Here is a 14,425-nt window from a genome sequence, read left to right as displayed (position 1 = left end):
ACAGTGAACGAAGTGAACGTGGGGGCCGTTTCATTTCACGCCTCCTTCGCGGCCTGCTTGAGCGCCGCGCGAATCCGGTTGTACGTGCCGCAGCGGCAGATATTGCCGGCCATCGCCGCGTCGATGTCGGCGTCGCTCGGGTTCGGGTTCGACGCGATCAGCGCGGCGGCCGCCATCACCTGGCCCGACTGGCAGTAGCCGCACTGCACGACATCGAGCGCTCGCCACGCCTGCTGTACCTTGCGGCCGGCCTCTGTGGCGCCGACTGCTTCGATCGTCGTGATTTGCCTGTTGCCGACCGCCGCGACCGGAAGCACGCACGAACGCGCCGCGACGCTGTCGAGGTGCACGGTGCATGCGCCGCATTGCGCAATCCCGCAGCCGAATTTGGTGCCGGTCAATCCGATAATATCGCGAAGAACCCAGAGCAGCGGCATGTCATCAGTTGCGTTGACGGTATGAGCTGCGCCGTTGATGTTCAGGCTAACCACAGAGCACTCCAGGAAATAAGCCGTTGAAATAGCGCTATCGTGGACGGTGTATTAGTCGCCGCGACCTTGTTAAAGCAAATTCAAAGCGCCCTTCCGAAGATCATTGACGAATGCGCAATTGCATTCTGGCTTCGTTTCCATGCGACAGAAATGACGGAATTCGGGATGGTTTAGGACATCGCGCGACGCAGAACGGACATTCACCGGCTCGGCTTTCTGATTCGCCTCGACGCTGGCAATACCTGAGCGGTTGTTGATGCCGCGGTTCCGCGCAACCGTGATCAAGCTGTAGATTCGGCAATTCGCCCGTAATAGTGGCCGTACCATGAAGTGGTTGCGCCAGGGTGTCAGTTCGCAGGTGGTGGACGAATGACACCTTGGTATGTACACCTTGTTGCTATATTCAGACCCGGCGCGGCGCTTATGATCATGACTTATGCCACGACGTGACGGAGAACGGACATGTGCCGGATTGGCTTTCTGATTAGCGACGGTTTCCTGTCCATGGATCTCGCGATGCAGTCGGTGTTCGAGTGCGCGAACGTCGTGGTCGGAGAGTCGTTCTACGCGCTCGAAACCTTTTCCGAGGACGGCGGGGAAATGCGCTCGTCATCTGGCCTGACAGTGAGCACACGATCATTGCACGGGCACGTTGACGTGGACACGTGGATCGTCGGCGGAGTTATTGATCCGTTCAGTTCTCCGCCTCCTGACACTATAGTTGCGTTCCTGCGCAAAGCGAGCATTAGCGCGAGGCGCATAGGCGCGATCAGCACCGGCGGATTCGTGCTCGCGGAAGCAGGCTTGCTGGCGCAGCGGCGCGCCACGACGCATTGGGCGTATGGGCGCGCAATGCAGGAACGTTTTCCGGATATCCACGTGGAGGAAGACCAGATCTACATTGTCGATGGTCCGATCTGGACGTCCGCCGGCATGACGGCTGGCCTTGACCTGGCACTCGCGATGGTGGAAAAGGATCTGGGTGTGGAAACGGCCCGTTCTGTGGCGCACAGGCTTGTCATGCCTCAGCGGCGGGCGGGCGGCCAGTCGCAGCATTCCGAAATGCTGAACCTCGCCCCGAAATCCGATCGGATCCAGAATGCCCTGAACTATGCGCGCCAGAATCTGAGGCGTTCGCTGACGGTAGAGGAGTTGGCCAAAATCGCTCACCTGAGTCCGCGCCAGTTCAGCCGTGTGTTTACGCTCGAAACGGGAGCGTCCCCGGCCAAGGCTATTGAAAGACTTCGACTGGAGGTAGCGCGGCTGATGATCGAACAGAGCCGGCATCCGCTTGATGTTATCGCGAGAGAGGCCGGTTTTCGCGACTGCGAGCATATGCGCGACGCTTTCATGCGCGAGGTTGGCCGTCCGCCCCAGGCAGTCCGGCGCCACAAACGCATGGGTGTCCGAGGGATTCTGCGGACTGACCCGGTCGATGCAACACCAAACTCGCACATCTTGTCTGCGAGGGAACCACCCGTCAAGCCGCTCGAACGCGACCTTCGGTATGCCGGCGGAACCCAAGATGAAACCCATAGAACCGAGGATCCCGGCCTGCAAGAATTTGCGACGTCTAGCTTTGGAGCGGACAGACGGGACCTTGTTACAGGCGCGCATCAATCCGAGTGACGCATTTGCAGGTCACACCGCCATGTCCCAGTGGGATGATCTGCATCTCGCGTATTTCTGCGGATACGCCAATTGGAACTACTTCGTCGTTCCCTTCGTGTTTGCAGATCCGGGTTTCGAATGCGTGGAGGACGGTATCTGGCAGGAAAATGGCGAAACATGGCGTCGACTCCGCGTCACGTACCCGTCCGGATTTGTGACTCATACACGTGTACAGACCTTCTACTTCGACGGTAAAGGCCTTTTGCGACGACTGGACTATGGCCCGACTCTGGCGGGCCCGGGGGCACGTCGCCCATTACTGCGATGAGCACAAGATCTTCAACGGCATCGTGATGCCCACGAAGCGCCGCGCTTACCGACTTGAGGCCGACGGCAACGTTGTCAAATCGCTCTTATTGGTAGGCCTTGGTATTTCGTCGGCCGAGTTTTCATGATCCGTGAGTAGCGTTCGTCTGCCCCGTGGCGATGATGTGCATCTGCGCGGCTGCCGTGAGTTGAGGACGGGGAAGACGTCAAATCATGCTAGCTTGTGATGGATTGCCTCGATACAGCGATGTAGCCACTGCATCAGTCCATTCTCTGCCATGTGGACCTCTGGAGACACCTGCATCAGGGCTTGTCCTTTTCGTTCGCGTGCCTCGAGCTTTGCAGCGAAAGCGTGTGCGACATCGGCATGTTGTTTAAGGAGATTCATAACGGCGTGGTCTGGTAATTCATAGACGATTGCATAGGTCCGTGCGACGAACGTAACCATTGAAGCAACACCCGCGATTGGTCCGCTCTCGCCGAAGTATTCTCGAGGACCAAGACGGACGATGTCGTAGTGGCCACCAGAGTCTTCCGTTGCGGATGCCGCGACGACTCCATACCCGACAATTGAAATGGATTGTGAGCACGTTCCGGCGCTAAGCAGCACTTGTCCGGGTGCGCATTCGCGACGAACCAGAGATTTTGCTAGCTGAATCCGTTGGTCTTTAGAAAGCATCCCGAATATACCGATAGCTTCAACTAGTCGATATGCGAGTGTTCCGCCTGGGATGTCGGAGAACTCGTTCCCGTGTTCCAGTGGAACGGTAAACGACTCCAGATGGCGATGAGCTGCGTCATAGAATTTGTTCAGCACCTCTACTTCTGATCGTTCACCCGTTCTGGAAAAGGTCACGTCGTACATGGATGTTCTTCGACCGATGGAGGTCGTAGCCACGCTCGGCTTAGGATCTTTGCAGATGCCAACACAGGTCTGGAGGGCGAGTTCGAGGGCGAGCACAACTTCAGACGGTCGAAGCCGCGTCGTGGTCTCAAACTTGGCGACTGTTGCGTGAGGACCGAGAGGGAAGCTGTGGTTTACGATTCGCGATTTGGCGATGACACTGTTTGGCACGACGACCATGTCGCGGTTTGCTTTGGCTATGTGAGTCGCGCGCCAGGTAACTTCAACAACTTCACCGTCCGCTACCTCATCCAACTTTACGGAATCTCCGACACGATAGGGAGACGTAGCGTTAATCAACAAACCGGAAAAAAGGTCCGAAAGGGTGCTTTGGAGCGCGAGGCCAAGGACGATGGCTAAAGCGCCAGAGGTGGCCAGGACTCCCTTGAGCGGGATGTCGAATACATCGGCGACAATTGCGATCACTGCTCCAAGATAGAGCAGGGCTGCGATTACGTCCAGCGTGAACCGGTTCTGACGCAGTCGATAGCCAACAACGTAGTAGGCTCGCACTACGGCCATAGTCGTCGCGGCTGCTAACAGCCACCATCCCGTTTCAAGGACTCCGTGAAGAAAGTGAACGGATGGGTCCGAAAATCGATGCGCGGCTTGGGTCGGGACGATGCCATATCGAAGCATCGACACTGTCAGAAGCACGAATAGGGCGCATTTTAGTGCCGCGTGCAGGACGGGCTGCCGTCGGCCAGGCGACCAGAGCAGGACCAGTACATTTATCACGGCTGCTCCGCATGGATAGAGTATCTGGTTCAATGGCTCGGTCACGGTAGTGGGCTCTGACTCAATTGCGATGGGCGTTACCACTCGCTACGGCGGAAATGGCTCGTATGGGCCGACGCCAATGAGCGGAATATCGGAGCCCGTATTTCGCATCTCAGGTTTCATCCCCGTAAATCCGAAGCCGAGAGATTCACCGTTGGTTCCGGCGGCCTGCAATTGCTCTCGCTTTGTCTACGCCAGCGCTCAAAGATGTTGCTCTTGACGGGAACTTTAGGTTGCAAGCGGGCGCGATGCAATAGCACGATGGTGTTAGCAACACCATATGGAATTGAATGAGTGTCGTGTAACACCTAATCCAAAGTGCAATTGTGACTGTCCTCGGCATACCCTAGACTGTGTTCGAAGGCCGGCGCTCAAAATGAGGCACCTGCATGGTCTTCCCGCTATGTCGAGGGATTCTTTCCCATGTTCGGGCGTTAAGTGTGTATATGCATCGACATGTATTTCCAAGTCATTGAAGGTGCAGATGCAGGTGCACATTAGCGCTCGAAGCTTGTTCAGCAACGAGGACCGGCACCCGAACGTGTTTCGGATTACAGAGACGTGCAATGTCTGGGTCAAGCGCAACGTTATATGCTGACTGGCCAGGCAGTCGAGCCGTCGTTCGGCCCGCGTGGTCATCCAGATGTCCCTGGGTTCCACGGTCGACGAATGGGTGATTCGGTGCAATGCGTTAGGCAAAAGACGACGCGGTGAAAGCGTTTAACGATCGAATCCGAATGTCCGTTGAACATTGAGAAGCGTCCTGCTGTGGGACTAAGGATCTGACTCTGAGCTGTACGACGACAGTTATTTTGACTAGATGGAGGGTACTTACTGTGGCTACGAAGAATGGCGGTACGCTATATGTCCTGCAGGCACGTCCACCAGCGATCATCGCTCTGTTGCCGGACGGTTCACACGAGGTCGTTATCGCGAATCTTACGCGCACGCCCGACGGCATCAAGGTCGATGCTGAAAGCCGGGTGGTGTACTGGACTAACATGGGAACCGGCATCCATCTGGTCGACAGCGATCCGGCTTCCGGCGCAGTTCCCCCTAATGACGGAACTATCGAAAGCGCGAAGCTCGATGGAAGGGAGCATCGTGTACTGGTGCCTTCTGGTCTGGCCGGGACGCCTAAGGAACTGGCGCTGGACAAGGAGGGCGGTCATCTCTATTGGTGCGATCGCGAAGGCATGCGGGTCATGCGCGCGCGGCTGGACGGTACGGAGGTGACGGAGCTCGTCCGCACCGGAAGTTTCCCGGAACATACGGGCGATGCGACCCGCCATTGCGTAGGCATCGCATTGGATAAGGCAAACGGCCATGTCTATTGGACGCAAAAGGGACCGCCGGACGCCGGAGAGGGCCGCATCTTCAGGGCTGGCATTGAGTTGCCGCCTGGTGCGACACCCGATCAGCGCCCGGATGTCGAATGCTTGCTGGCCGATCTGCCCGAGCCGATCGATCTCGATATCGATCACCGCGATGGCGTACTGTACTGGACTGACCGTGGCGACGATACGCATGACGGAAATACACTAAATCGCGCAAAAATCACGTCGTCCGGACTGGTTGATCACCAGGTGCTCGCCCGCGAGCTGGAGGAAGGCATTGGCGTGTCTCTGGACGCACTGGGCCGCCGCGCATTTGTGACCGATCTGGGCGGCAACGTCCGCGAGCTGAACATCGATACGAAGCAAGAGTCGCAATTCACTACAGTTGCTCATCTGGGTGTGCTGACTGGTATCGATTACGCCGACATCTAAGTCCGATCCCGTGGGGCTGCACGTGCAGATGGCTGAAACTGTTTGGCGCAGTGTTGCCGGGAGTTGCACCGGGCCTACGAGATGTGAAGGTGTGCGTCCCGTGGCGGACCTCAGGCTGGGGACTTTCACGAAGTTGCATTCGAGTAACTCAACGGGCGTCGAGTGAAAAGCGTGTGCGCGGAACATTCGAGCCGTCACAGTCAATTTGGGAGATGCTGATGTCTATGTTGAACAAGAGTCTCACCGGAAGAGTTGCACTGGTTACCGGCGCCGCAAGCGGCATCGGCAAACAGATCGCGTTGACGCTCTCGGCTGCGGGCGCGGCGGTTGCGATCGCCGATTTGAATCAGGGCGGGGCGAACGCCGTAGCAGAAGAAATCAAACAGGCTGGCGGCAAAAGCATTGGTGTGGCGATGGACGTCACGAAGGAAGATGCCGTCAACCAGGGATTCGACATGGTGGCTGCGGAATTGGGCGCAGTCGACATCCTGATTTCAAACGCCGGCATCCAGATTGTCAATCCCATCGAAAACTATGCATTTTCCGACTGGAAAAAAATGCAGGCGATTCACGTCGACGGTGCGTTCCTGACTACCAAGGCCGCATTGAAGCACATGTACAAGGACGACCGCGGCGGTGTCGTCATCTACATGGGGTCCGTGCACTCGCATGAAGCTTCGCCGCTGAAATCCGCGTATGTGACCGCAAAGCACGCGTTGCTCGGCCTCGCGCGCGTTCTTGCGAAGGAAGGGGCGAAACATAACGTACGCTCCCATGTCGTTTGCCCGGGGTTCGTGCGCACGCCGCTCGTCGACAAGCAGATTCCCGAGCAGGCCAAAGAACTCGGCATCAGCGAGGAGGAGGTGGTGAAACGCGTGATGCTCGGCAACACTGTAGACGGCATGTTCACTACGGTGGACGACGTGGCACAGACGGTGCTGTTCCTGTCGGCGTTCCCGAGCGCAGCGTTGACCGGCCAATCGTTCATCGTAAGCCATGGCTGGTATATGCAGTAAGCCCGCAAGGAGAGGCGTCATGGTGCAAAGCAACGTCAGGCGGGTCGGCGTCGGCGCCCCCGGAAATGGGGTGGGTGAGCGTGCCCAAGCGTCGGTGGACGTTCGCGCCAGTCCGCGTATCGAGTTGCCCGAGTACGAGACGATCGCGCTGATGTTACAGGGCGGGGGCGCGCTGGGGGCCTATCAGGCAGGCGTCTATCAGGGTCTTGAAGAAGCAGGTATTCGCCCGAACTGGCTGGCCGGCATTTCGATTGGTGCGTTGAACGCGGCGATCATCGCCGGCAATGCGCCCGAGCACCGGGTGGCACGGCTCTCAGAATTCTGGGAGACGATCTGCCAGCCTGCGTTCGGAATGCCCATACCGGCCGCGATCGAGGACACGTTGTTCAACGTGCATGACGGTGTGCGTAAGAGCTTTACGGCATTTCAGGCTGCGAGTGCGATTGTCAATGGCCAAAAGGGATTTTTCGTACCCAGGTTTCCGCCGCCCGCTTTCCAGTCAACCGGGAATCCGCAAACGGCAAGCTTTTACGACACGAGGCCGCTCAAGGCCACGCTCGAGCGGTTGTGCGACTTTGACCGAATCAATTCGGCGGAGGTACGGGTTTCGGTGGGCGCCGTGAACGCCCGCACAGGGAACTTCGCCTATTTCGACAATACCCGCATACCGTTGCGTGCCGAGCATTTCATCGCGTCCGGTGCTTTGCCGCCGGGCTTCGCGGCGGTGGAAATCGAGAACGAGTATTACTGGGACGGCGGCCTTATGTCGAACACTCCGCTATTCGAGGTTATGCAAGCGACGCCGCGTCGCGACACGCTCGCTTTTCAGATTGATCTGTGGAGCGCGACCGGGCCGGTGCCGAGCGATCTAAGCGAAGTCATGGGACGCGTCAAAGATGTCCAGTACTCCAGCCGCACCCGTCTTGTGACGGACTTGCTGCAACGAACTCAACATTTTCGGCGCGTGGTGCGGGAGTTGCTCGAGAAGCTGCCCGAGGGAAGCGAAAAGGACCGCTGGTACGAGCTCGCACAGGAAGTATCATGCGACAAGCGCTACAACATCATTCATTTGATCTACCGAGACAAGGAGTACGAAGGCCACTACAAGGACTATCAGTTTGGTATTTCGACAATGCGCGAACATTGGCGAACCGGATTGGCCGATACCAGGAGGACCCTGCAGAATCGGGATTGGTTGGATATGCCGATCAACGACCTCAGCTTTGTTACGCACGATATCCATCGGGACGATTGATGCCATCGTCCCGTGCAGATGCCAAGCTGTTCATGAGACAACATGCAACGTGTTTTACGGCGACCCGCAGGCCGTACTTGCCCAGAAGGTGCGGGCGATCAAGGAAGTGGTCGTCTAGATTCAGGAACTCGATCCGTTCTTTCTGAGGAGTTGGTACATTGCCTTGCCCGAAATTGTAAAGTTCGACATGCCACCCGCTGCGGTTACCCGACACATGTTGCCTTGCTGGAATCACATCTGACCGTACGGTTGCTCAATTGGAATATTGCACCCAAAGTGTTATTGCGGCTGCGCTGCTGCTTTCTTTGAAATTCATAGCAAGGCTTCCACCTACATAGCAAGTTAAGAGAAGCCCAAGGTATAGGCCCCTGCGGCCGTTTCGCAAGGAGCATATACACAGATATCGGCGGGCACTGTGCCTTTATGCGGCACCGGAGACATCGCCCGGTGGATCATTTGCACGGCAGCAGGTTCACGCTGACTCGGCGGTATTGGTGAGTGGTTGATTGGCGATGCGAGGCATACCATCAGCCCTTCGGGCTCTTCGTAAAATCGGGCGCACGTTTCTCGAGAAAGGCCGAGAACGCCTCCTTGGCCTCTGCTGAACTCACCTGTGCAAAAAACGTCTGGTTTTCACTCTTCACAGCCTCCTGGAGCTGCTGAAGCGCAGCCTGCTTGATGAGTCGTTTGGTAGCGAGCAACGCGCTGCCCGGTTTTGCCGCGAGCTTATGTGCTGTTGCAGTAGCGGTCTCGAGTAGATCGCCGTCGGGCAGCACGCGAGTCGCGAGGCCCAGTTCCACTGCTCGCGACGCAGTGAAAGGCTCCCCGAGCAGAAACAGGTCCGCTGCCCCTAGATGTCCTACGCGCGCTGGTATCGAAAAGCTCGACCCGAATTCCGGCACCAGCGCAAGGTTGATGAACGGCAACTGGAACTTCGCACTTTCGCCCGCGTAGACGAAATCGCAGTGGGTCAGCATCGTGGTTCCGCCGCCGATCGCCGCGCCTTGCACGGCCGCCACGATGGGCTTTTCGAACCGGATGAGCGCCGAGATCAGGCGGCCCTGCGGAAAGTCGCCCAGCCGGGGCGGATGCTTGAGAAAATCCCCGACGTCGTTGCCTGCGCAGAATGACTCGCCCACGCCGTGCCATAGCACGACGCGGACTTCTTCGTCTTCGGCAGCCTCGTTGAAGATGTCCGCGAGATTCGTGTACATGGCTCCGGTCATGGCATTCTTCTTCTCGGGGCGATTGAATGCGACCCGCAGGACGCTGCCGGTACGCTCGGTGATGATGTCGCTCATGCTTGCTCCTTTCTCTCTGTGCTTCGTGTGTCAGGCGGCGTGTTCCTTCATGCTCGCCACCGCGCCGCTCGCGCGCAGGCCTTCGACGTCGTTTGCATCGAAGCCCAGCTCGCGGAGGATGTCGTCGGTATGCTCGCCAAGATCGGGCGCGCGTCGCGCCGGCACTTTGTCGACGCCATGAACCCGAATCGGATTGCTGATCGTCGAGGTCAATTTGCCGCCGGCGCCCTCGAGCGGAACGATGACATCGTTGGCTCGCAGCTGCGGGTCGTCGATCACCTCTTGTGGTCCGCGCACGGCGCCGTATGTGACGTGGAGACTGCTGAATGCCTCGTGCCAGTGCGCCATCGGCTGCGCGCCGAAAACTTCGTCCAGGATGGCCGTAAGTTGCGGCATGTTCGCCGCTACCTTCGCCGGATCCGCAAACCGTGCATCAGTCAGCAGATCCGGGCGTCCGATGGCTTTCGCGACGGCCGCCAACTTGTCGTGCATCACTACCAGGACGAACCAGGTGCCGTCTGAGGCGCGGTACACGTTGAGCGCCGCATTCGCGGGATGCGTGCGATCGTGCGGTGCTGGAAACGTCGCGCCGGCCAGGGCGGCCTGGATCGCAACGCTGGCCGACCAGACGCCTGAGGCAAGGAGCGAAGTCGTGACGTAAGAGCCCTTGCCCGTGCGCTCTCGGCGGTAAAGCGCGGTGACGATCGCCGAATAGATTCCAACCGCCGTCGCGTTGTCGCCGCTTCCAGCCACCGGCCAGATCGGTGGCGCTCCAGCGTCACGCGTCATCGACAACAGGCCGCTACGCGCCCAGAACGCGGTCAGATCGAAGCCGGGCAGATCGGCATCCGGGCCGCATTCGCCAAAGCCGGTGATATCCGCATAGATCAATCGCGGATTCCAGCGCGCCAGATCGTCATACTCGAGCTTCAACTTCTTGCGCGCCGGATGTGGCGTATTGACGGTGAACACATCAGCCCATGTGACGAGCCGCTGGAGAACTTGCTGGGCGCTGGGCGACCTCAGGTCGAGCGCGATGCCGCGTTTATTACGATTGGCGAGATGCCACTGATACGGCTCATCCGCCATCGGTTGCGACGGGATCTGGTGCCCGTGTCGCCAGGGATCACCACTCGGGGGTTCGACCTTGATCACATCGGCGCCGAAATCCGACAGCATGACGGCGGCGCCAGGCGCCGCGATAAAGCTCGAAAAGTCGACCACCTTCAGTCCGGAAAAAATATTGTCGGTTGCCATTGGGTCACTCCTAAATCGTGTTGTCTGCTTCACCGTCCCACGAACTGCGGGGCGCGCTTATCGAGGAAGGCGGAGGTGCCTTCCTTTTTGTCATCTGTCGCGGCGCACAGCCCGAAGTAGGAGGCTTCGAGCGCGAGGCCTTCGCTCTGGTTCGCGTCCAGGCCCTTGTTCACCGCTTCGAGCGATAGCCTCACCGCGACAGGAGCGTTCGAGGCGATCATCATCAGAATGGCTTCAGCGCGTCCAATGAGATCGGCCGCCGGAACCACCTCGTTGACGAGCCCGATGCGCCATGCTTCCTGCGCACTGATGAGCTCCGCGGACAGAATGAGCTGCAGCGCGCGGCCTTTCCCGACGAGGCGCGGCAGCCGCTGCGTGCCGCCTCCGCCTGGCAGCAGCCCGAGCTTTACCTCGGGCTGTCCGAGCTTCGCGTGCTCCACGGCGATGCGGAGGGTGCACGCCATTGCCGTCTCGCAGCCGCCGCCGAGGGCAAAGCCATTGATTGCCGCGACCACCGGTTTGCCGAGGTTCTCGATCAGGTCGAGCACGGCTTGCCCAAAACGGCTCGACTGCTCCGCTTCGATCGCGCTCGCGTGCGCAAGCTCACTGATGTCCGCGCCGGCGATGAACGCCTTATCGCCCGCGCCGGTGAGAATGACGCCGCGCACGACGGTGTCCTCGCGTGCATCCTCGAAAGCCGTTCGCAGATCCTTCCATGTCTGCGTGCTCAGGGCATTGAGGACCTTGGGACGGTTGACGGTCACGTATGCGATCCCATTGCGCTTTTCGTACAGAATGTTCGCGAGCGTGACGACTTTCGCCTGCGGATCATCGGGCACTACTACTACGGGTGAAGCTGGGGCTGTCACTGTTGTCGATGACATGTTTAGCTTTCCTTCTAATTCGGGTAAATCGGGGACGACGACGAACTCGTCGTCACGACTGCAGTCTTAGATAAACGCGCTGAACCCAGTGATCGCTTTCCCGACGATCAGGTTCTGCATCTGGTAGGTGCCCTCGTAGGAATAAAGCGCCTCGGCGTCGGCAAAGAAACGCGCGACGTCGTAGTCGGCTAGAATGCCGTTGCCCCCGAGCAGCTCTCGCGCCCACGAAACGGTCTCACGCGCCTTGGACGTCGTGAACGCTTTCGACAGCGCGGCTTGCTGGTCCGTCAGCCTGCCTTCGTCGGCGAGCTGTGCCGTGCGAACCACCATGCCCTGGCACGCGGTGACGTTGGCGAGCATCTTCGCAAGAAGATCCTGAATGAGCTGGAACGAGCCGATAGGCTTTCCGAACTGCAATCGCTGCTGGGCGTACTGCAGCGCGTGCTCGTACGCACCCATCGCGCATCCAGTCGATTCCCATCCAATGAATGTGCGCACCTTCTGAAGAATCGCTCGCTCGTCTGCGTTCAAAGTGTCTGCGTAGTGATAGAAATCACTGTTCGGTGGCGGAAGCCCCTTGGCGGCGGCCTTGGTGTCTGTTGCAGCGATAGACATTTTGCGACTCCTGTTGCTATGCCTGGAAAGCCGGAAGAATGACGTGTCAGTCGGGGGAGCAATCCGGAAGGTTGTGCCTGGGCTCACGCGACCGGAGCGAGTTATTTCGTCTGTTTCGAACCGCCAACCTTGCGGCGTAGCTCGAGCAGACCGAGCAGAACCTCATCACGCTGCGCCTCCAACTCTGCGATGGAGCGCGATCCGGCCTCAAGGTGTACGCTGTCTACGAGCTTCTTTTGAACCTCAGGGCTCAGAACCGGCTCGCCGAGCGTCTTCCACCACGCCGTCATCGGGCCGCTGAACTGCTGGAAGAAGTGCTCGATTCCGCCAGGGCCCCCGCCAAGATGGTTGAGCATCATGTTGCCCATCACGCCCCAGCGTAGGCCCGGCCCCCAGCACAGGGCGGTGTCGACGTCGGCAGCGCTTACTACGCCCTCGGCGACGAGGTAATACACCTCGCGCGCCAATGCGGCCTGCAGCCGGTTCGCGACGTGGCCCGGCATCTCCTTGTTGACCCGCACCGTACGCTGCCCGATCGCGGTATAAAATTCCGCTGTGCGCTGGATCGTCGCTTCCGAGGTCTTCGAGCCGCCGACGATCTCGACCAGCGGGATCAGGTGGGGCGGGTTGAACGGATGGGCGATGACGCAGCGTTCGGGATGCGCCGCAGCCCCCTTCTGGATTTCGCTCATGGTGAGCCCCGACGAACTCGAAGCAACGATCACGTCGGCAGGCAACAGCTCGTCGAGTTGCCCATAGAGCTTCTGCTTGAAATCGATCCGCTCGGGTCCGTTTTCCTGGACCAGGTCCGCGCCCACGAGTGCTTGTTCGAGCACGGGCGTGAATGTGAGGTTCGTGATCGATGCTCCAGGCGAAAGACCCAATCTCGTGAGCGCCGGCCACGCGGACTCCACGAATTTTTTCAATGACGCTTGCGCATTCGGTGCTATGTCCGTCGCCACGACATGCAATCCTTTGGCGAGAAACAGCGCGGCCCAGCTCGCGCCGATCACGCCCGTGCCGATGATGGCGACGCGGCGAATGGGCTTGGTGTCAGTCATGTCATTTCTCCAATGTACGGGTCAGACTTCGGCGTAGGCAACGCCGGTGAGGTTGCCCTGGGCGTAGAGAAAGTTGCGCAGGTTGCTGCCATCGAGTTGCGCTGAATAGACTGATCCCCCCAGGTCCGTGACGAACATTCGGCTACCAGCAACGTCGAGCGTGATGCCAATCCCTTCCAGCAGATGCGTGATGACGATCTCGGGCGTCGCCGCTTCGTCGACCGGGGCGCGATTGACTGTGTTTCCGCGCGGAGGATCGCCGCGGTCGGTCCAATAGAGGACGCGGTTAGCCTCGTCGAACTCGAGATCGATCGGTTCCGGCAGATGGTCGAAGAGCACTTCGATGTCGGAGCGGGTAGCTGGATCTTCGCCGCGCGGGATCTCCAGATTCGCGCGGAGGATGCGGCCCCGGTCGCCGTTGTCAGGGCCCTTTTGTGTCCAATAGAGCTTCTGGTGCACGCGATCGACAGCGACTCCGACGCACCATCGGTTCTGGTCGTGGCGGTCGTTGTCGTTGCGCCCGGTCTCGACCAGTGTTTCGATATCAGAGCCGTCGCAGTTGACGCGCATCACGCGCATGCCTTCGCGGTCGCACCAATAAAGTTTTCCACCGTCCTGGTCAAGCTGGAGCTGCTTTGGCGTATGCGTGAGACCTTGGGGGACGATGACCACGCGGTTGTTGCCGTCGAGGTCGGCGCGCTCGATCGATCCGTCATTGGCGCTCAGAGCGTGACCCATGTTGGTCCAGTAAATGTGGCCGGCGTGCGCGTCCACTGCGATGCCATCGGGGAGATGGCAGTCCGTGACGATCGTCTTGCGGTCGGTTCCATCTGGATTCATCGAGTAAATCGAGTTGCTGCTCAATTCGAGGAGAAACAATCGTCCCGAGCAAACCGTGTCCTGAGAAACGCTGCTTGAATTGGTGTGAGTCATAGTCATTTGTCATCCTTAACGTTTTGCCGGAGGTGATGTGAACGCAGAACATCAGGCAGAGAGCGAGCGCCACAGGTATCGGTGTTTTCGCCCGCCCAGGGCCGCGATGCGCCCGTGAAGTTGAGCGACTGGCGGGGTTTGAACGACGCCGGTGTTGGGGGCATTGTTCATGGACATCAATCTATCTGGTGACCGGCATCGATTCAATTGCACGATGGTGT

Annotated in this window: 12 protein-coding genes and 1 pseudogene; 5 read left to right on the top strand and 8 right to left on the bottom strand. The window is 59.0% G+C overall.

Annotated elements, in window-relative coordinates:
- Window positions 1-35: 35 nt before the first annotated feature.
- Entirely contained in the window at window positions 36-491 is a 456-nt protein-coding gene (locus tag AB3X96_RS20405) for a (2Fe-2S)-binding protein (RefSeq protein ID WP_368591101.1), read from the bottom strand.
- A gap of 462 nt (window positions 492-953) precedes the next feature.
- On the opposite strand from AB3X96_RS20405, the pseudogene AB3X96_RS20400 reads away from it, so the two are divergent.
- Both AB3X96_RS20400 and AB3X96_RS20395 read left to right on the top strand, forming a co-directional pair.
- Window positions 954-1,880: pseudogene (locus AB3X96_RS20400) on the top strand (GlxA family transcriptional regulator); the annotation flags it as partial.
- Between the two features lie 500 nt (window positions 1,881-2,380).
- Window positions 2,381-2,557: a hypothetical protein gene (locus AB3X96_RS20395; RefSeq protein ID WP_368591100.1), complete on the top strand. Its 177-nt coding sequence runs from the start codon at window positions 2,381-2,383 to the stop codon at window positions 2,555-2,557.
- 83 nt (window positions 2,558-2,640) lie between these two features.
- Here AB3X96_RS20395 and AB3X96_RS20390 read toward each other — a convergent pair whose 3' ends face one another.
- A complete protein-coding gene (locus AB3X96_RS20390) occupies window positions 2,641-3,990 on the bottom strand; it encodes a mechanosensitive ion channel family protein (RefSeq protein ID WP_368591099.1) in 1,350 nt (449 codons plus the stop codon).
- A 959-nt stretch (window positions 3,991-4,949) separates the two neighbouring features.
- On the opposite strand from AB3X96_RS20390, the gene AB3X96_RS20385 reads away from it, so the two are divergent.
- From AB3X96_RS20385 to AB3X96_RS20375, 3 genes are all read left to right on the top strand, one after another.
- On the top strand, window positions 4,950-5,882 hold the full coding sequence (locus tag AB3X96_RS20385; protein WP_368591098.1) for a hypothetical protein: 933 nt from the start codon (window positions 4,950-4,952) through the stop codon (window positions 5,880-5,882).
- A gap of 218 nt (window positions 5,883-6,100) precedes the next feature.
- Window positions 6,101-6,898, top strand: a complete 798-nt coding sequence (locus tag AB3X96_RS20380) for a 3-hydroxybutyrate dehydrogenase (RefSeq protein WP_368591293.1) — start codon at window positions 6,101-6,103, stop codon at window positions 6,896-6,898.
- A gap of 19 nt (window positions 6,899-6,917) precedes the next feature.
- The gene (locus AB3X96_RS20375) at window positions 6,918-8,153 is read left to right on the top strand and encodes a DUF3734 domain-containing protein (RefSeq protein ID WP_368591097.1); all 1,236 of its coding nucleotides are present in this window, start codon (window positions 6,918-6,920) and stop codon (window positions 8,151-8,153) included.
- 527 nt (window positions 8,154-8,680) lie between these two features.
- On the opposite strand, the gene AB3X96_RS20370 is transcribed toward AB3X96_RS20375, so the two are convergent.
- From AB3X96_RS20370 to AB3X96_RS20345, 6 genes are all read right to left on the bottom strand, one after another.
- Complete coding sequence (locus AB3X96_RS20370) at window positions 8,681-9,454, bottom strand: enoyl-CoA hydratase (protein WP_368591096.1); 774 nt, start codon at window positions 9,452-9,454, stop codon at window positions 8,681-8,683.
- Between the two features lie 30 nt (window positions 9,455-9,484).
- A complete protein-coding gene (locus tag AB3X96_RS20365; protein ID WP_368591095.1) occupies window positions 9,485-10,744 on the bottom strand; it encodes a CaiB/BaiF CoA transferase family protein in 1,260 nt (419 codons plus the stop codon).
- On the bottom strand, window positions 10,741-11,595 hold the full coding sequence (locus AB3X96_RS20360; RefSeq protein ID WP_368591094.1) for an enoyl-CoA hydratase-related protein: 855 nt from the start codon (window positions 11,593-11,595) through the stop codon (window positions 10,741-10,743). The genes AB3X96_RS20365 and AB3X96_RS20360 overlap by 4 nt, the downstream gene beginning before the upstream one ends.
- 66 nt (window positions 11,596-11,661) lie before the next feature.
- Window positions 11,662-12,210, bottom strand: coding sequence for an acyl-CoA dehydrogenase family protein (locus tag AB3X96_RS20355; RefSeq protein WP_368591093.1), 549 nt, complete (start codon window positions 12,208-12,210; stop codon window positions 11,662-11,664).
- Window positions 12,211-12,311: 101 nt separating this feature from the next.
- On the bottom strand, window positions 12,312-13,271 hold the full coding sequence (locus tag AB3X96_RS20350) for a 3-hydroxyacyl-CoA dehydrogenase NAD-binding domain-containing protein (RefSeq protein WP_368591092.1): 960 nt from the start codon (window positions 13,269-13,271) through the stop codon (window positions 12,312-12,314).
- Window positions 13,272-13,292: 21 nt separating this feature from the next.
- Entirely contained in the window at window positions 13,293-14,210 is a 918-nt protein-coding gene (locus AB3X96_RS20345) for a 3-hydroxyacyl-CoA dehydrogenase (RefSeq protein WP_368591091.1), read from the bottom strand.
- Window positions 14,211-14,425 lie beyond the last annotated feature (215 nt).

Source organism: Paraburkholderia sp. BR13439, from assembly GCF_040948805.1.
Classification (GTDB): domain Bacteria; phylum Pseudomonadota; class Gammaproteobacteria; order Burkholderiales; family Burkholderiaceae; genus Paraburkholderia; species Paraburkholderia youngii.
This window is presented reverse-complemented; position numbering and strand designations above follow the sequence as displayed.